The organism is Pedobacter caeni (assembly GCF_900129215.1).
In the GTDB taxonomy this organism is placed as follows: Bacteria; Bacteroidota; Bacteroidia; order Sphingobacteriales; family Sphingobacteriaceae; genus Pedobacter; species Pedobacter caeni.
The window spans coordinates 609,590-628,729 of sequence record NZ_FQUQ01000001.1 but is presented as its reverse complement, the minus strand read 5'-3'; the positions used below and the strand labels follow the sequence as shown (position 1 = coordinate 628,729).

15 protein-coding genes are annotated in these 19,140 nt (G+C 39.6%); 1 reads left to right on the top strand and 14 read right to left on the bottom strand.

Going from position 1 to position 19,140, the window contains the following annotated elements; translation table 11 throughout:
- Nucleotides 1-394 precede the first annotated feature (394 nt).
- Entirely contained in the window at nt 395-2,722 is a 2,328-nt protein-coding gene (locus tag BUC20_RS02550) for a glycosyl hydrolase family 95 catalytic domain-containing protein (RefSeq protein WP_073226996.1), read from the bottom strand.
- A gap of 200 nt (nt 2,723-2,922) precedes the next feature.
- Here BUC20_RS02550 and BUC20_RS02545 point away from each other — a divergent pair, with 200 nt between their 5' ends.
- Nucleotides 2,923-4,707: a right-handed parallel beta-helix repeat-containing protein gene (locus tag BUC20_RS02545; protein WP_143166678.1), complete on the top strand. Its 1,785-nt coding sequence runs from the start codon at nt 2,923-2,925 to the stop codon at nt 4,705-4,707.
- Nucleotides 4,708-4,710: 3 nt separating this feature from the next.
- On the opposite strand, the gene BUC20_RS02540 is transcribed toward BUC20_RS02545, so the two are convergent.
- The 13 genes from BUC20_RS02540 to BUC20_RS02480 all read right to left on the bottom strand — a co-directional run bounded on the left by BUC20_RS02540 (nt 4,711) and on the right by BUC20_RS02480 (nt 19,132).
- Nucleotides 4,711-5,349: an ankyrin repeat domain-containing protein gene (locus BUC20_RS02540; protein ID WP_073226991.1), complete on the bottom strand. Its 639-nt coding sequence runs from the start codon at nt 5,347-5,349 to the stop codon at nt 4,711-4,713.
- An 11-nt stretch (nt 5,350-5,360) separates the two neighbouring features.
- Nucleotides 5,361-5,927, bottom strand: coding sequence for a VTT domain-containing protein (locus BUC20_RS02535; protein WP_073226988.1), 567 nt, complete (start codon nt 5,925-5,927; stop codon nt 5,361-5,363).
- 11 nt (nt 5,928-5,938) lie between these two features.
- Nucleotides 5,939-6,487, bottom strand: coding sequence for a class I SAM-dependent methyltransferase (locus BUC20_RS02530; protein WP_084528466.1), 549 nt, complete (start codon nt 6,485-6,487; stop codon nt 5,939-5,941).
- Between the two features lie 87 nt (nt 6,488-6,574).
- Complete coding sequence (locus BUC20_RS02525; protein ID WP_073226982.1) at nt 6,575-7,996, bottom strand: sensor histidine kinase; 1,422 nt, start codon at nt 7,994-7,996, stop codon at nt 6,575-6,577.
- A gap of 4 nt (nt 7,997-8,000) precedes the next feature.
- Entirely contained in the window at nt 8,001-8,681 is a 681-nt protein-coding gene (locus BUC20_RS02520; RefSeq protein WP_073226980.1) for a response regulator transcription factor, read from the bottom strand.
- A gap of 251 nt (nt 8,682-8,932) precedes the next feature.
- The gene (locus tag BUC20_RS02515) at nt 8,933-9,856 is read right to left on the bottom strand and encodes a hypothetical protein (protein WP_073226977.1); all 924 of its coding nucleotides are present in this window, start codon (nt 9,854-9,856) and stop codon (nt 8,933-8,935) included.
- 24 nt (nt 9,857-9,880) lie between these two features.
- Complete coding sequence (locus BUC20_RS02510) at nt 9,881-10,858, bottom strand: hypothetical protein (protein ID WP_073226975.1); 978 nt, start codon at nt 10,856-10,858, stop codon at nt 9,881-9,883.
- 191 nt (nt 10,859-11,049) lie between these two features.
- Nucleotides 11,050-11,349: a hypothetical protein gene (locus BUC20_RS02505; protein ID WP_143166677.1), complete on the bottom strand. Its 300-nt coding sequence runs from the start codon at nt 11,347-11,349 to the stop codon at nt 11,050-11,052.
- A gap of 18 nt (nt 11,350-11,367) precedes the next feature.
- Entirely contained in the window at nt 11,368-11,991 is a 624-nt protein-coding gene (locus BUC20_RS02500) for an SMI1/KNR4 family protein (RefSeq protein ID WP_073226969.1), read from the bottom strand.
- 66 nt (nt 11,992-12,057) lie between these two features.
- The gene (locus BUC20_RS02495) at nt 12,058-13,404 is read right to left on the bottom strand and encodes an SWIM zinc finger family protein (protein ID WP_073226966.1); all 1,347 of its coding nucleotides are present in this window, start codon (nt 13,402-13,404) and stop codon (nt 12,058-12,060) included.
- The gene (locus tag BUC20_RS02490) at nt 13,401-16,064 is read right to left on the bottom strand and encodes a DUF6493 family protein (protein WP_073226963.1); all 2,664 of its coding nucleotides are present in this window, start codon (nt 16,062-16,064) and stop codon (nt 13,401-13,403) included. The genes BUC20_RS02495 and BUC20_RS02490 overlap by 4 nt, the downstream gene beginning before the upstream one ends.
- 9 nt (nt 16,065-16,073) lie before the next feature.
- On the bottom strand, nt 16,074-16,583 hold the full coding sequence (locus BUC20_RS02485; protein WP_073226960.1) for a hypothetical protein: 510 nt from the start codon (nt 16,581-16,583) through the stop codon (nt 16,074-16,076).
- Between the two features lie 83 nt (nt 16,584-16,666).
- The gene (locus tag BUC20_RS02480; protein ID WP_073226959.1) at nt 16,667-19,132 is read right to left on the bottom strand and encodes a TonB-dependent receptor; all 2,466 of its coding nucleotides are present in this window, start codon (nt 19,130-19,132) and stop codon (nt 16,667-16,669) included.
- Nucleotides 19,133-19,140: the final 8 nt, after the last annotated feature.

Below are 19,140 nucleotides of genomic sequence, written 5' to 3'. Positions count from 1 at the left end.
TGCCTAGTATTAACTGTTAATCGCATTTTGTCTGGTTAGTTGAATAATATTACGACAGGAATCAAATTAAAAAAAGTAATCTTCATTATGAATTTACACAAACGTTTGCAGTATAAAATCGGAAAACCATAAGAGCTTTGGTTTGTGTGCAGAAAATGGCTATCCGGACTTAACAAAATCCAGGTTAATTCAATAAAAGGAAGTAATTTAACTACCGGGAAATTCAATCCTGATGCGGTATTCAGGTGAACACTTATTTCAACACAAACGTTTGTGTTGGACACATTTCAATGATTTATAGCAGATCCTTACTTTAAGAACAGGAGTTCCAAAGTTTAAGTTTTGGCTAAGAAAGAAGAGACCTTGTTTGCCAACAGGGCCTCTTCTTCAAAAATTAGTTAAAAGAAGCTTTCAATTGTTGACCTTTATTCAAATTAACTTCATAGACATCACCTGTTTTCCTTACCCCTTTAACATTCCATATGGGTGCTCTTCCACCAAAATTATCTTTGATGCGTAACTTTGCCGATCTTGTGGCAGTAATGCTAAAGCTCGCTGTCTTATTGGTTTTTCTTACCGCTGAGACCAGATAACCACCCTCAGCCCTCAAATCTGTAAACGAAACATCCTTCCATTTTTCAGGTGTTGCCGGGAAAATCCGGATCACACCAGTATGAAGATCACCAGGAGTAGCACTCCAGCTTTGCAATAACATTTCATGTACGGCCTGAGCCGCCAGAAAGTTACCTTCCAGAGTGAAGGGTCTGTAAGTAAATCCTGAATAACCACTTTTGGTCTGATCTCCATTCACATGAAATCCGTTACGCAACACGAAGGCCTTAACGAAAATGTCCAGGTTTTTGACTGCAGCCTCAGCATCTCCTACTCTTGCTTTCAGGCAGCTCATCCAGGAAAAAGTATAACCTACCCAGCTCCGGGTACCTAATTTATCCCAGCTTTTCGTACTCGCATCAATCATTTGATGGTCCTTTTGACCGCCTTCGCTGGTAATCAGGTTAAAGGGATAGATCCCGATAATATTGGAAAGGTGGCGGTGGCTGGTCGTCAATTCATTTTTAGCATCCAAAAGTAGTGTTCCATCAGCTTTGGTATGGAAATCGCCAAGAGCCAATGCTGCAGCAGCCCATTTCTTTGCATCTGCAGTTTTGCCCATTTCCTCAGCCATTTCTTTTAAAGACAGAAACAGCATTTTTATACTCATCAGATCGTAATTACTGTTGGGTTCCAACCAGGCTTTAGGGCTATCGTCAAAAATCTCCGGAGAAGAAGAAAGCGGTAGTTTAAGCAGACCATTGCTGTCCTTTTTCAACAGACCCAGCATGCATTCCCCAACATCAGAGCTCCATGGATAAGCTTTTTCTTTGAGGAAAGTATCATCAGCAGTATACAACCAATGCAGGTAGAATAGATGTGCACTCCATGCACTCATTGAGGGTGACATGCTGTATTGTCCCCAGCCACCCAAAGGTTGTCCGGAATAAGACATTACACCCGGACAAGCCAGGCCGGCAGTACCATAAAAGTCTCTGGCAAAATCTCTGAAAAAATCACGGCGATCCCAAAGGAAATTCAAATAGGATGCCCCCTCATTATATCTGCCCGATTGCTGATAAGCAATATAGGTCATCTGTGTATTCAGGTCATTGTGGTAATCCCCTTTCCAGGGTGGCAAAGTACCATCATCAGCAGTCCAGACCCCTTGAAGTGGCATTGGCGGCGCATTTAAACGGGATGCTGCACCATAAAAATACTGTACCAGGTTGTATTGTTTCTGAACCGCTGTATCTGGAATACTGACACTTGACTTCTCCCAGAATCCGGCCCACCATTTTGCATGTGGCATGCGCATCTTTACATACCCTTTTTGCAATGCGGCAGCGCATCGCTCAGCGGCCAGTGCCAAAGGGTCTTTGCCATCTGCTGTAGAGGTGATGGTTAAAGCAATCAAAGTCTCTTTACCGTTTTTCTTGTTATCGATATACACGCAATATTTAAGTCCGTCAGCGGCTTCCTGTATGTACCATTCTGCGGTTGCTGATTTGCCCTTGATTGCTTCAGGATAACCTAATTTGTTAACCGATCCTCCACTACTTGGTCCGCCATCTCCTTTGGTATTTTTACGATACACATCCATTGGGCTGAACAACTTCACCGCATCCGGAACCACTCCTACTATAGACATCAGGGCTACCGGATCAGTCGCACTGTAAAAAGTATGCATAACGGCTCCTGACCTGAACCTGGTGATTCCCTCGGCGGTTGCCTCCATCAGTTCAAACTCCTTTACTTCTTCCTGACCCGGAAATTTCAATTCTATCCGGCCACCAGGTAATTTAGTCGGGCTGACTCCGTTATAAGGTTCGTCCCACCAGGAACCGACAGTTTTAAATTCCTTTTTGGCAATCATGTCTGCACCTTTCTGATAGGTGTATTTTTTCCACCATTCCTTTTCTCCATTCGTACGCTCATCCCATAAATCCCCTCTGTCCAAAGACAGTCTGATGGTGTTTTTTTCGCCCCATAACAGACCACCCATCAGGCCATTGCCCAGAGGAAGTGCTTCATCCCAGGTGCTCACCGGTGCTTTAAGGACCAGGTTATAGGCCGCGTCCGGCAATTTAGGTTTTTGTGCATTAACAGCTAAGCCAATGGAGGATATTAAGATAAAGGCGCTGGTTTTAAGAATAGTTGTTTTATACATTACAGTATGATCTCAGGTTGTTTATTTGGTTGTTTTGCATTTGTGGTTCACAAACAAAGTTAACCGATCACCCTGATCCTTCAATAGACTAATTTATTATTCTAATGGATTATCCTACGGATGAGACCAGATCAGCAAGCTTATCTGTACATTAGAATGTAAATAAAAACCAAGGGGACAATCTCCAAACAATGAACACCATGAAGTATTATTTTTCATTGCTGATACTGGTCTGTACACTCAGTCTGCAAGCACAACCTATTGATGTGACCAGGTATGGTGCCCTGCCGGATAGCTTTTCGGATGCCACTGAAGGTGTAAAAAAAGCAATTGAAGCCAGCAAGGGTCAGGATCAAACTGTTTTGAATTTTCCCAAAGGAAGATATGATTTCTGGCCGGACAAGGCTACCGAAACAGCGTATTACATTTCTAATAGCTCTTCAGAAACAGAATTCCCGATAAAGAAACAGCGGGTAGGTTTATACCTCAAAGGATTGAAGAACGTAACCATTGAAGGTAATGGGTCGGAATTTGTTTTCCACGGAAAAATGATTACCTGGGTATTAGATGATTGCAGCCAGATCAGCATACAAAACTTATCGATCAACTACGAACGTCCGGGGATGTCTGAAATGACCTTAAAGGAAGTATCAGCGCAGCATGTAGTTGCGGATATTCATCGGGATTCTAAGTTTGCCATTATAGATGGCCGGTTGGAATGGTATGGTGAAAAATGGATCGCCAGGAACCATCATGCGGTATTGGTACGTCCTGAAAAAGGAATGTTACTGTATAGCAGCTGGGATCCGTTTTTAAAGAGCAAGGCAGAACAAACCGGGCCACTCAGGGTTAAGTTCAGTGGGGATTTTTCTAAGTTTAACGGTAAACCGGCTGAGGTTTTAACGATAAGAGACCGTTACCGCGATTATGTGGGTGCTTTCATTAACCGCTCAAAAAACATCCGCTTAAGTAACCTGCACATGAAGTCAATGCATGGCTTAGGGATTGTTTCCCAGTTTTCCGAGAACCTGAATTACGACGGCATTTTTGTGGAACCGGAAAAAGGAAGCGGAAGGCTCATCGCCTCTTCTGCTGATGGGATGCATTTTTCGGGTTGTAAGGGACAAATCACCATCAGTAACTGCCGGTTTAACGGCTTGCACGATGACCCGGTAAATGTTCATGGAACCCATTTAAAAATAACGGAAATCGTATCACCAACGACCGTAAAACTAAGGTTTATGCACCACCAGACCTATGGTTTCGAGGCTTTTATTGCCGGGGATTCTGTAGCTTATCTGCATACTGCTTCCTTGCAGATTTTTGAAGAGGGCGTCATTAAAACAGCAAAGCTAATTTCAGAAAGGGAAATGCTGGTAGAAATGAAGAAACCTTTTTCTGCAGCACTTAAAGTGGGTGATGCCTTAGAAAACGTCACCTGGACTCCTTCTCTGAACATTAAAAACTGTCGTTTTGAAAAGACGATCTCCAGAGGAACGCTGATCAGCACCCGGAGGAAGGTTGTGATCGAAAACAATGTCTATTACCGAACGGGAATGCATGCCATTTTAATTGAAAATGATGCTTCCGGCTGGTATGAATCCGGTCCTGTAATGGACCTGGATATCCGCAATAACCAGTTTATAGAATGTGGCTTTAACTCTGCTCCGGACAACTACATCATCAGCATCAATCCCCAAAATAAGGAAGTCGTTCCCGGATATTACGTACATAAGAACATCAATATAGAAAACAATACATTTAAGGTTTATGACAGCCCGCTATTAACGGCAAGAAGTACTAAAGGCTTGATTTTTTCGAACAATAAAATAGAAAAGTCTGATTTTTTGTCCGCAGGTAAAACCAAACCAGCGTTCAATTTTACGGGTTGTACACAGGTAAAAATAATTGGCAATCATTTCTATGATGGGGCCCCCAGACAAACTAAAACAAGCGCAATGAAAAGTAGCGATATATTACCATAACTTTTACCCGCATTGCAAGAGTTCTTTTAACATGACATCTTCATCATTGAGTAAATCACAAATGTTTTCTCCATCATCATTTGGAATTTTTTTATCTGCGCCGTTTTGAATGAGGATTTTGATGCACTCCATACTTTCAGTTAAATGATCTGATCCTCCATTCTTTAATGCATGAACTGCCCAGAACAGCGGTGTTGATTTAAAATCTATACACCGCTTATTCACTTCTGCTCCATGTTCAATTAGCTTTTTAACCACTTTACTTCTTCCACACCAGGCTGCCCAATGTAATGCGGTTCCGCCGTGGCAACCGGCATGATGGATACTGGCCCCATTTTCCATATAAAAAAAAGCAACCTGATCTGCATTTAAACTGGATGCGGCAGTAAGAGGTGAATCTTGTTTAAATGCAGGTTCGTTACCATCAATATTTGCTCCATGGGCTAAAAATATCCCCGCCATTTTAATGGCCTCTTCCTCTGTATATTGACCGGAAAACACACCATCACAAAGCCGATGTAAGGGGTGCGCTTTTGTGGTGTTTTCATGATCATATGGGAGGCCTTCATTGGCAAGCTCAGGATGGATTGAGAGTGCCTCTTCGATCCCCTTATAGTCTTTATTATCGATGAGCTTTTTCATTTTTATTTCTTTTAAAAGAGTTGTGATAAATATGCTGTAAAGTTAATGAAGCTATATATTGCACATATAATGATTTCCCCAATCATAAGCGGAATAATAAAATGAATATATTTTATTTTAAGCGATCCTGCAACATAACAGACCAAATCTGTTGGTGTAACGGGCAGAAATGACCAAAAAAATATAAAGTAACTTCCGGAAGGGCGACTTAGCCGGGTTCGTATACGATTGATTTTATCGGGATGTAGCTTTTCAAAATAATCAGTAAATCCAAGCAGAGCTGAACAAAAGAAAATCAAACTTGAAGACATGAACAGGCTGGTAATAGTAATGATAAAAACGAGCAATCTGGCGCCTGGGAATAGAATTAGCCCAGCTAAAAGAAAAGGTGTTGATGGAATAAGAGTCAGCCCTCTGAGGACAGAGATCAGCGAATAACACAAGATCAGGGCATTCGTGTTCCTTTGAAGAAATGCAGCAATCTGAGCTGGCGTAATAACCGCATGATATTTGAAGTATAGGACAAGAAGCATGAACAGAAATGCTGCCCAGACCAATTTGATTATCTCTTTTGCCATTTCTACTTAAACTATTTTGCAGTTTTAATTGCATAGTAAACAAATGCAGGTGGAAAATTGAAAAAAGTAAATCCCAGATTTACCATCTTAAACCGATTTTTAATCATAGAAAAGTCGTTCAAGGAATATTGGAATTGTATAAAATACCCACCAGGCTTTAGTGCCTTATAGCAATCGTAAATGAACCTGGATTTTTCCTCTTGATCTATGTTTGCTAAAGGAAGTCCTGAGATAATATAATCAACGGTGCTGTTTTGTTGAAAAACCCTTAAATCCCCTGCCGTTCTATTGATGGCATGAAGTCTGTCATCTTCTATACCACTTAATTGGGTAAAGAGAGATGAATTAACCTCAAAACTCATTAAGCTGGAAGATTTTGACATTTGAGATAAAATCCATTTGGTCATTTTTCCTGTTCCCGCTCCGAGTTCTACCATATTTAACTCTTTTGAAAAATCGATTGCAGAGGTCATTTTCCTACATAAAAACGATGAGCTTTCAATAATAGAACCCGTTTGTCTGATATTTTGTAATGCTTCTTTTGCGAATGTTATCATCATTTCTGTTTATTTATAACAAAAGTGATCACAGCATGTAAAGAAATGCTTAAGGAAAAATAAAGAATCCTTAAGCAGTAATTAAGATTTCTAAAGTTGGCTGGGATGCGTTCTTAATTCGATTACAAACCTTAGATTTTCATTTTTATATTCTGAAAAGATTACCCCACGATGCCTGTTTATAATTGATTTTGCAATTGAAAGTCCAACACCACTGCCGCTGCTTTTTCTTGACTGATCAGCTTTAAAGAAACGGTCGAAAAGAAATGGAAGTTTTTCTTTAGGAAAATTCAGTGGTGAACTCTCGAAACTTAGCCTGAGGTATCCGTTGTTTAGTTTTTCTATGGAAATCTGAAAGACACTTTTATCCCGACTATATTTTAAGGCATTGCTGAACAAGTTATCAAGCACACGCACAAACATATTAATATCAACAGCGACCATACTGGATTCGCTAAATCCAGTAAGACGTATGTCAATATTTTTTTCATGGAATAATACCAGGTACTCCATCATCACCTCTCTAATCAGCTCAGTCATGTCTGTATTGACCCTATTTAGGTGGTATTGAGGATCGGATAATTTAACCAGTTCAAACAGGTCATTTATCAACAAATTCAGGCGCATTGTTTTGGTGTAAATGATATTCAAATATTCTTTTTTTTCATTTTCACTTAAGTTGGTATCAAATAGCTTAAGGTAGCCGGTAATAGCAGTTAATGGGCCATTGAGATCATGGGCCATATTAGAAATCAATAAATTTTTGCTTTCTTCCATGTTTCTTTCCTGAACAAAGATGCTTTCCAACTGACTCGCCATCTCATTGACATTTTCAGCCAAATGTGACAGTTCATGCCTGCCCTTCACAGTTACCCGGTTTTTAAATCCCTTCTCAGAGATGGCGCTCACTTCCCTTGATAGCAAATTAATATACCGGATATAAGGTAGCAGAAACAGGAAGAAAGGAACCGCAAAAGCAAATATGGAAACCAAAAAGCAGATGCTTAATATTTGAAAATCTGTACTCAGGGTTGGGACAATGATTTCATCAAAAGGAGCACGAATAACAAAAAAAAAGGATTGGTGGTTCCGTATGACCGGAAATATAAGGTTATCTGTCAGATCTTCACTGCGTATATTAGGATTAAAAAGTTTCTTCATCCATTCCTGAATTGGAACCTCCAGGATCTTAGTATTCGATGAGATTACTTTTCCATCTATACCTGTATATAGGATGTCTGCGTTGTATTCCGTACTGAAACTGTTCATATAAGTCGAAAGCGAATCAATAATTCTTTCCGGCAAAACCTGCGGATTTAGCTCGTAATAAGCTACTATTGACTTAGATTTCTGGTATAAAGTTTCGTATTCTTTAGCCCTTTTACTGATTTGTTCCAGATAACTTTCATGTCTTTTTTTTTGAAAAAGATAGGTCAGCATAAATCCTCCAAGCCCAATAATAAAAGAGATAAATACGATTACAAAAAGGCGTATGGTTATTTTTGAAAACATTTTTTTAGATTTTATAACCGAAGCCCCAGATCGTTTTAATAAACCGGGGATGTTTGGTACCTGGTTCTAATTTTTGCCTCAAATTAGCAATATGCACCATCACAGAATTATCAGCTGGCAAATAATTTGTCTTCCAGATGGATTCGTATATTTTTGAAATGCTAAAAACTTTCCCTTTATGCGTCGCAAGTAATTCAAGGATCTCGTATTCTTTTGGGGTAAGCTTTATCATATTCCCATCAAGCTCAACCTGATGAGATCTTTTGTCAATGGTTAGTGAATCTATTTTTACAATGGGATCATTACTCAGTATGCTGTATTGATGATGCCTCCGCAAATGTGCTTTTACCCTTGCGATCAGCTCCACAGCACTAAATGGTTTAGTGATATAATCATCTGCTCCAACAGAGAATCCTTTTATCTTATCGATTTCTCCGGTTTTGGCGGTTAAGAAAATGATAGGCATGGTATATTTTTCTCTTATCTCTCTGCACATAGCAATGCCATCCTCTCCTGGCAGCATAATGTCCAGAAGTAGTAAATCTACCGCCTGCTGTTCTAGTACCGCATAACTATCCTTGCTGTTGCTGACACTGCTGACCTTATAGTTTTCATTTCGCAAAGAGATTCCAATCAGACGACTGATCTCTTCATCGTCTTCGACTAATAGTATATGGCTTTCCATATTCACAAATTTATACTATTACATTTTTTTAATTTAGCATCTTAAGGAATCTTAAGAATTATTAAAATTCTGACGTATTTATTAGTCCGTAGTGATATAAAGGGTTGTCGTCAGGCTAAACTGCTGGAATGATGTAAGGTATGCGCTTTTGTCGTGTTTTCATGATCATCCGGAAGATCTGCATTGGAAGCTCAGGATGGGCTTGAGAGCGCCGCTTCAGTACCTCTATAGTCGTTGTTTTTAGTATTGATTTACTTCCAGAATTTCCAACTGTTTTTGTTTGTACCAGGATCATTCGCGATATATTTCTTAACCGGATATGACAGATCCATGCTTTCTTTATGTTTCTTTTCCCATTCTGTCTGACTTTTTAGTTGATAACGATCATCTAAGCGAAAACCACCATAAGATAATTTATATATGGGCTTTGAATCCAGTTTAACATTTCCTATAATTCTGATGTTCTTCATTCTGTCTTCTGCGGCTTGTTTTTCTTTTTCATTTTTCACTGATCCAATGAAAGCCCCCCTAACCCATAATTTAGGATCTTTAATCCAACTGGCATCCTTACCTTCAAAGGTTTCACCATAGTTTACCACCAGAAAATGACTGTTAATCATCTCTTCCAATGTGGGTGGATTTTCACTATAGATGCGTGTTGTTCCAAAGAAATATGACCACATGTTTGGTTCATCAGCATGTTTTTTGTCAATATCCAATAAAATTAACCCACTGAACATCCCGTCTTCACATGCGACAACAATACAATCTCCCGGCTGGAATGGAACATCTACAACAAACGATTTTCTAACTGTCTTTTTCCGTTTTGCAGGCGTTTGAATTTTAACAAGAAACTTTTCCATTTCACCAATCCGTTTTTCTGCAAGATCTTCCCAGTCATCTTCTATTTCTTCCCTGTCATTTATAATTTCTTTGACCACTCCAATTGTGGATTCATCCAATGCCTTACACTCCCAACAAATCAGGGCATAAGCCAGCCATTCTTCGGCCCCATAAACGGGTTCATTATTTTCGTTTAGTAAGCCGAATTGTGCAATTGTTTTTTGCTTAATGCTTTCTATATCTAGAATCTGTTTATCATATAGCTTCTCAAAAAAGCCATACAAGTCCATTGCACTATCGTTATCTAATATTCCAGTACCCCAGGCTCCCATAAGTTCTCCGTTTGTATGTGTTAATTAAAGAATATGCTTTACGTTCTCTGTTAAGTCTGCTGCGAACTGCTCTACATCTTTATAATGCTCCCTGCCTTTAGGGGATTTGGCCCCTATTAAAGACATTACTGGTAGCTGCGCCTCGAAGATTTTGTTCATATAATCCATCTCCTGAGGATAGATGTAGAACATCCTTCCTTTCGGATATTGATGTTCTTCTTGCCAGAGCTCGAATGCCTCAAAAAAGCAAGCATGTTTTGGTCGACTGATTTTATTAAAAAACGCTTCATCAATAATTCTGGCAAAGCGGTACATCCCATGAATCTCAGAAGCAAAGCATTTGTCAAGGTTACTTTTGGGATAACCCATCTTCTGATAGGCAGTACAAAGCTCTTGCAGACAAAAATCTGCCTGAGTGACATCCCTGTTTATTAATGATAAAAAATAAGAAACAACATATTTATCCCAGGTGGTGATCTTCTTGCTTAGAAACTTATCTGCTTTTTCTATTGCCCCATCATGTAGCTCATCTTCTTTATAATAAAGCACTTTTAACAAATTTGTGGCGACTTCAGTATAATATATCCCTTTGGAGTGAGGCAATTCTTTAGGAAAGAAATGGTTTATAATTTCAAAATCATTGCAAGCAAAGGCAGATGCTGCAGTCATCAACACATTACTATGGTCTGTACCACTTGCGGTCATACCGCTATCCAGAAGTCTCTGTCTGGTAACCTGGTACAATACATTATTTAGTATTTCATTGTCATTATTCCGGAAAGCTTCATAAAAACCAAACTCGTCGGTCGCATCCAATAAACCGATGTGGAGTTCGGTTTTTATGACCTCAGTCTTAAAGTCATTGAGGTGTTCTTCAAAAATTTCTCTATTACAACTTTCAAATTCATTCCGATCTCTTGGTGGATAATAATATCCCCACTTTTTGAAACACTTCTGTGATTCTTCTAAGTATAACTTTATATATTTTTGGGCATTGTCCATAATTTCCAATTCTCATTCGAGCTAGCTAGTAAAAAGCAAATGTGCGATAACTAAGTTCGGCGTTTTAGATTGTTTTTAAAAGACCTAAAATGATCATCGTTCTGCTAAGGAACTCTTACTAATCGGCTTACGATTTGAGACTAATAATAGTAATCTATTCCATCTTTATCAAGGTTGCTGGTCTGATGATATTATGAGCCGCAGACAGAGTAAAGACCCGCAATTGCCTCTGATCTTAACACTGGAATTGCCATGAAAAAGAACAACCATTTTACGGCCTTGCTTATTCCCCAATCTACGACTACACCTGCCAAAGTAAGCATAACCGCCCGGATCAGGAAAACATCATACCTGGGAATATCCATTTTAAACCCGCTATATTCTGCTGCTGCAGTATCCGAATAACTGAGCATCGCATCAAAGAAGCAAAGAGCTAGTCCCAGGGTACCTCCTAAAACCATTAACACCATGCTTATTTTGTTTGATTTCATATTTTTGACCTGTTCGATCTATTTCTTTTGAATGTCCGGTAACCCGTTTTTTCTTCTCCTTTCATTCACATCTGTCAAAAACCGCTCCCCCAGTTCAGCTAGCTTTTCCTCGTCTAAAAAGTTTTCCCACATAATAGTTTGATGTGTCACGCGATCATTCTTTTCCGTTGGTTCATATTTATCCAGTGATTCAAGACTGTTCACAAACGCGTTAAATGTTGGAGCAATTAAGAAGTCCTGCTCATTTTCGACATCTATCCAATTTACCGTTGGTTCTGCACCATTTCTGTAATCTAAAGTTATCCACCAATGTCCATCTCCAAGAAGTAAAACTTGTTTGTCAGGCAAACCCCATTCTTTAATCAAATAGGCACTATGCAGCAGATTAGCCTTTGACGAAAGATGATCATCTCCAATACCATATAACTCGTCGATCCTTAAATAAGAATCACCTAAACACGTCTTTATAGTCGTAGGTAGTGCAAAGTCTCTGGTGCTTCCCCCGTTTTTAATCTTTAACAAATCGATCAACAGAATCGGTAATCGTACATTTAATACCTTTTCCGCATATGCGATCAACTCTGCATCAAGGATAGGACCGTCAGATGGGCGGCTCATATCCCAAAAATCATTCTTATTCATTTCTTTAATTTTATGGCACTCATCTGAGCTCTCATTCTTATGACCAGGACCTTAACTATCCTTTGTCTATTCAGACAGCTTCATCTTTACCGCCAATATATGCTTACATAATCCTCTGTTAGTCTTGTTATTGGTAAACCAGGTACAGGTACATTGCAGGTCATTCCCTTTTCCGGCAACAATATGACTTACACCAGCTGTTCCTTTAACCTCCGCTTTGATGCCGTTTTTATCGTTCTGCAATACCACAACCCCATCTTCACCGAACAATTTTAAGGCATTCTGCAGTCTTGGATTAAAGCGTTTTAAGCGCGACAACTTAAAGGGAAGCTTTCTATAAAAATACTGATTAGTCAATAAATCGTAACCCAGCAATCCCATACTGGACAATGAAGCCTGCAAAGCCTCCATCGTTGCCAGCTGAATGTCATGCTCTATTGAAACAAGCGCAGGCTGAAAAACCTCATTGGTTTTAAAATAACCGTTGATGCCAAATAACCATTCTTCCGGTAGTTGAACCATCAGGTTCTCCATATGCTTACCTTCACCCGAAAATCCCCTGTATACACTTTCTGACAACAAAAACAACATCTGTATGTCTTTAAAATTCAGCACCACTGCTGTACTTTGCTGATCTTCATGTTGATAAAAAGAAACACTATCAACAAATAACAACAGGTTTTCCATCAGATTAAGCCTGTGAATGCCACCGATTTTTAAGCTATTGGGTTTTGCTGCAGCAGAAAAAGTATAACTGTTCCCGGATTTGTATAGAAAATAATCAGATTTAACCGCTGTTTTAGGAATGGCTTTAAAGAGTTGCAACGCTTCAACTTTGTTCAACTTAAAAACGAGATCCATTTGAGATAAATACACCTGCACATTCCCAAGGCCTTTAATCCAGCGATCAGGCAAACTCACCTTCTTCTCCCTGCTTTCTGCGCGGTCAGTAATGATCCTTAGCTCCTTTGAACCTACTCCGACCAGCAATTTATCTGTCCTGCCAACCGTATTGAAGGCACGGATGGTTACATCATTAAAATCAACATTGGTGCAGCCCGATTGAATAAACTCCCCCTCAATTCCGCCTTTCTGTACGTCAATCCTCGCATAAACGCTATTACAAGATGAAAATGCCTCAAAATGAAGTTGCTCATTCCCTACAGAAACTATAGGATCGCGCATGTTAATACGTTGATCCGGCGTAATCGCAAAATGCGAACGTACGGTTTTGCCAAGTGTGCTCAAACATTTAGAAGCGACAAATGAATTGATGATGTTGCCATAAAAAAAACAAGGTACTTCGTTGTCCTGTTCAATTTCAGAGCAATGTGCCAGGATAAATGATTTATCCCGGCCCTTTACATCTATAGTAGAAGTATTTTGATACTGATATTCGAAATCTAAATTCATTTGCGCTTTACTTTGCTTAAAAGATCCTGATCTAGCACTTTATCAAGATGAACAGAAACTTCTGTGTAATAAGCAATTATTTTCTTGCTGTTAATTGGCAGCTGCGCTCCGTCGAAATGTTCCAGAATCCTTTCCAGGCATAACCACTGAAACTCCCTGATCGTTTGTGAAACAAAAGGACGATCTAAATATTCTATAAACCTGTTGACAGGTGCATAACCTCTGGCGATCAGTTTTCCCAGGATATCGGCCAGGTCAGAAAGTGCTCTTTTTCTGTTTAGCAATGAAAACTGAACATACTCCGTAGCCAGATCTCTCGAAATCTTCTTTTCAAACAATAAACAAACAGCTATATAAAGCCAGCCGCTACCATGCACATCTAACTGGTGGTCCATTAAAAATTGCATTGGGTACAGGCAGTTTTCCAGCTCCCGAACCTCATTTCCCATAGCGTTTGTTGGGATATAACGGCACAACAATGGGCCAGGGTATTGCGGCATTAAACTCATCTGAAAGGGAATGGTTTCCCTGAATCCGATAGAAAAAGGAGCAGAATTGTAAAAAAATGCAGGATAATGTGTGGTGTCAGCCTTTCTATGCCAGCTATAATTCCAATTTTGTTGCAGGAAGAGATTGTACCATGTGGCATATTCGCTTTTATCGACCACAACTTCAAAATCCAGATGAAAAGGACTGACTACCGAAGGATAGCTTTTCGCTACCGTATTTTCAAACTCAGCAAACAGCTGATCAGGTTGTTTAATCCTCGTTACCTGTGCCCAAAGTGCCAGCATATCTTCAGCGGGCTTAACCTCATCTGCAGCTCCTAAATAATATTGCACCGCAGGAGCATAGCTTCCTTTTAAGCGTTTAACAAGATCAAGTGTATCTTCATCTGCATACTTATATAACAATCTGTTACAAGCGATTATCAGGTCCTCCATTTCAATATTTACCTGTTCTTGCTCATACTGTAGCAGGCGCTGCACCAGCACTTTCGGATGCAGGTAAAAAGGTTGATGGCTTGGGGTAGAAAGAAAAGGCAATTTGTTTTTAGAAGCCAGTTTTTGCTGCATCCAATCCAGCTTATTCTTTACAAAAGGAATGCTGTCATTCCTGGTTTTTACTTTTTCCTGAGTATTTTCGCCAACCCAATGTTGCATAAATTCAGAGAAAAAGATCATTAAGTCTGTATCCCAAAATCTGCCAAACAATTGCTTACAATAAGGCTTCAGTTGCTTCTTATAATCGGCAGGGATCTCCTCCTGCAACTGGTTCAATCCTTCCAGAAAGAGGTCAAAATCTAAGGCAGACTTAGTTCTGATGAAATTACCGATCTGAAATAACAACTCTTCCCAGGTTGCAGGAATAACCACCTGTTCCAATTGTTCTGCTGCTTCAAATGCCTCATCTTCTTCTGATGGAGAAAGCGGAGCACTGTCCAAACCAAGAATTTCAAGGGTTTTAAGTTTTAAATTACTTAAGTAAGGTTCAACAACATTCTTCAGGATTTCCGGGTCAACATAGTTTACCAGGAGCCTCGCTCCCTTTTCCTGTACTTTTGGATCATTCTGAAGCAATACCATGGATAACTCAGAAGAAATATCCAGATGCTCATGTACTTTCTTTTTCAAAATGGAATCCAGAATATCCAGACTCAGCAGGATTGACTTTTCTGTCTTCTCTTTTGGAAAAATCGCCGTGATATTGCCTACAAATCCATTTTCATCAAAGCCTTCTGCTTTAGAGATCTCTTTGATTTGTTTGACTGCAAAATTAATCAGACTGGTACTACCTGTATTTAAGAGAGAAAATAGTAAATGTTGATGCTGCAGATATTCTTCCGGTCTGGTATTAAGTAAGTCCAGCAACCGGATGTGCCAATCCAGATGAGGCTTTTTCCAGTTGTTCAGCAGAGATTCCAATAGGTGCTGCACGAGGATGCGGTCGAATACATATCCCTTTTCCTGCATGATCCGGATAATTTCCGTCCAGAATTCATTTACCTTTTTACAGACATTTCCTTCCCTGGCCTTCCATTTGGAAATGTCAAGTACTGGGATTTCATATCTGTGGAATTGAAGAAATACCCTGTCGATCGCTTCCCGATTTGCCAGTAAAAAGGCGGCATCTTCCTCAGTATTCCTGTTAAACATGGTTATAGTAAACAAACGGGTAACAAAATAACTTTCATCAAAAGCGATCCAGCCCTGCAGGTAAAATGTCCACAGTATTTTGAAATCAATAGTGGTGAACCGGTCTTTTTGGGAAGCTTTAACCACCTTTGCCAGATAATCCGGCGGAAAAAGTTCATAGAATTTGAGTAAAGGTTCAATCCCGATACTGGGTTTTGCCAGGAAGGCCAACATGGGATTCCAGCTATGTTCTGGTCTTTCGATCTTCTTCATGTCCTCAAATTCCCTCATACAGCTAATCAATGCGAAATTCAGCGTGCTGTCTACCTTTTGTCGGTTGCTATAAAAATCCGTGCGTGCTTGTCCGTTCAGCAAATGCCCCTGCATTTCTAAAATATCGCGGTCAATATCTAAGGATATTAAATATTTTATCCTCTCTGCACGGTCAGTCCCGTTCAGGCTTTTACATTGATTTAAAATTTCAGCCCAGTTTTTGTCTTTAATATACTGTTTAAGGTTATTCATGCAGATAAGTTAACTTTGAAAAATATCATAAATCCAATCTCCTCCTTTTAAAAATAAAACAGATACGATCGCCAGCAGCACAAAGTACAACACCAGCTGTTTGAGAAATAATATATTTCTCGCACTCCTGTCTACAGGAAACGCTTTGTTTCGAAAGAACAAATAATATCTTATTATAAAAAATAGCAATGCCGCAATTATTCCGGACGGGATGCCGCAATATAGTGCCATCACTCCTGACCACCAATTGTCTGCGACAGGATAAAAGTACCAGCAGAAGAAACCTGTAATGGCACTTAGCACCAGGAATCCCAGATATTTAATAAAAAGTCCCCCTGTAAGCCCATACAAAATGAGCAAGGTACCGATGGTAATCCCGGTAATTGAAAGGATAAAATCCGACACATAGCTGGACTTCGAATATTCTATCGGATAAATAACAAATACACTTACTAAGGAGATCACCGCTCCTGCAGTAAGCATTATTTTTCTCACTTTACTATAATTGCTTACACTCATTGATTTTGTTCTTAAAAGCAAACAAGATACAATATTTACCAAATTATCAGCCTATTCTACATTCCGATAAATAATTTAAGCTTTTAATTTTCTTTAATGTTCGTTCTGTTTCTTTCCTCATCGGCACTTGCGCTGTTCTTTGTACGGCTTAACGTACCACCAAAGCTATAACTCAAATTAAGCCTGATCGTTCTGGTTTCAAAATGGTTCTCATACAGTTGTTTAATGACGCCTGAGTTCTGGGTATAACGACTTTTATAGGAATTAAAAATATCCACAAAATTTAACTGAGCGGAAGCTCTTTTACCCATAAAAACCCGTTTGATACCAGCAGTAAACATAAAATATGGATCATTAACAATATTTCTTTCTTCAGATTTCCCATAATAATTCAACAGGAACATCAGTGAAAATTTTGGCGTGATTGCAAAATTGTTATAGGTACTGAAATTAAAAGCCGGCCGGCCATTGTTATTCAAAACCTGATCATTCAGTATGCTTTTAAAAGTCCGCTGTACAAGGCTTGCATTTGTATAAGTGGTCCACCAGCGGTTAACCGGTTTGTTAAATGCCATGAAGAAACTAAAGTATTGAGAATACCTGTTGTTATCAGGTTTGGTGGTCGTAATCCCGGTATTGTCATAGGAGGCGGTTACAGAAGTGAAATCGCGTAAGGTGATGCTATAATCCAGTGCCATAATAAAGGCATTTTTATAACTGAAATTGAGCACCTGGTGGTAAGAAACAGCAGGCCTTAGCGAAGGATTACCCTGAAGGTAATTCGTAGAATTTAATATCCTGACCAAAGGGTTCAGGTTTTCATAACCGGGGCGTTCAATCCTCTTGTTGGCTCCCAGACTTAAGCTATGGTTTTTGCTCAATTTATAGTCAAGGTGCAGGGATGGAAAAAGCTGCACATAATTCCTTTGAAAATCTGCAGCATTTTGAACCTGCTCCCCCTTCCCATAGGTATGCTCTCCCCTGAGCCCTAACTGCCAGGTCAGTTTTTTGCTGTTCTGACTAAGGGTAACATACATTGCATTGATGTTCTCCTGATATTTGAAGAAGTCTGTATTTGCCTCATCTAAGATCGGAACAGTACCATTAGCATCATAGGAAAGGTTACTGTTATCAGAAATGACATAGCTCGACTTGAATCCCGTTTCTAACTGAAGGTGCTTTCCTAAAGGATGGGTATAATCTCCTTTAACACCATATACGCTAAACACCCTGTCCTGATTCAAGATGCTTTTGTACCGTTCTAAAAACGTTCCTGAAGGAGCATAAAAATCATTGTTATTGTCCTGATCTCCATAATTCCCATACCTGAAATAATCAAAATCCAATGTAAATTCCCTACCTGCAGTGTCTATCAAATGCTGCAGGCGCAGACCAGAGGACAAATTTGTTGCTCTGGTCTTTACCAGGTTGGAAAATCGGCTAAAGCCCGTTCTCGCTTTTGTCACATCGAAAGTGCTGATTTCAGATTCCGCGTCTTTATGAAGGAACTGAAGACCTGGCTTTACAGAAACAGAAAGTGTTGTCTTTTTGGAAAGGTAAAAATCAAGTCCCAGATTAGGTGTATAATTGCGGGTACTTCGCACACTGGTCAGTTCAGAGGCATTTGATCCAATTGCCTGCTGTTGTGGATTGAAAAAATCTGTGCTGATTTCTGAATTGACATAATACTTATTGAAGGAATAATCGGCAGTCAGCAAAGCATTAAAAGATTGGGTTTTATAATTTAAATTCAGACCAGCATTGTGCTTGTTATACTTCCAATGTCCAAGTCCCCCGTACACATTCCCGTTCAATCCTGCTTTATAGTTTTTCTTTCTAACGATGTTAATAATGCCGCCACTGCCAGCTGCATCATATTTGGCAGATGGTTGTGCGATCAGCTCTACTTTTTGAATACCTGAGGAAGACATTCCTTTTAACAGGCCGGCCAGCGCATCGGCAGAAAGCGTCGTGGCTTTTCCATCTAAATAAATCTGCACTCCCCTCCCGTTTAAACGGAGTTCATCATTTGGGCTCACCTGCACACCAGGTAGTTTATTCATCGTCTCCAGCATTGATGAACCATCTGCCAGTTCGTTCAGGTTGATGATGATTTTATCTGCCCTTCGCTCAATAAAGGGCGATTTACCGGCTATACTTACTCCCTTCAACAGAATTGCGGCTGGTCTCAGCGCAAGAACACCAAGGTCTTTAATGGTTTCTTTATCTATCGTTATCTTTCTGATATAGATGCTTTCATAACTCATCATGCCTATCTGCAGGAAGTATTGACCAGTTTTCAGCTGATCAAAACTAAAATGCCCTTTCTCATCGCTCAACATGCTTTTATATAAGCTTGAATCCGACTCGTTCTTAAGCATTACAGTTGCAAATGGAAGAGCAGCTTTGTGTTCGTCGATAAGAAAGCCCTTAATTTGTCCGGTATTTTGAATTTGTGCCTTTACCTGTTGAACAGAAAAAAGTAACACCATAAAAAAGACAAGGTAGCCTTGTCTGCTGATTCGTTTCAGGGGATTAAACATGGTCATATATCTGG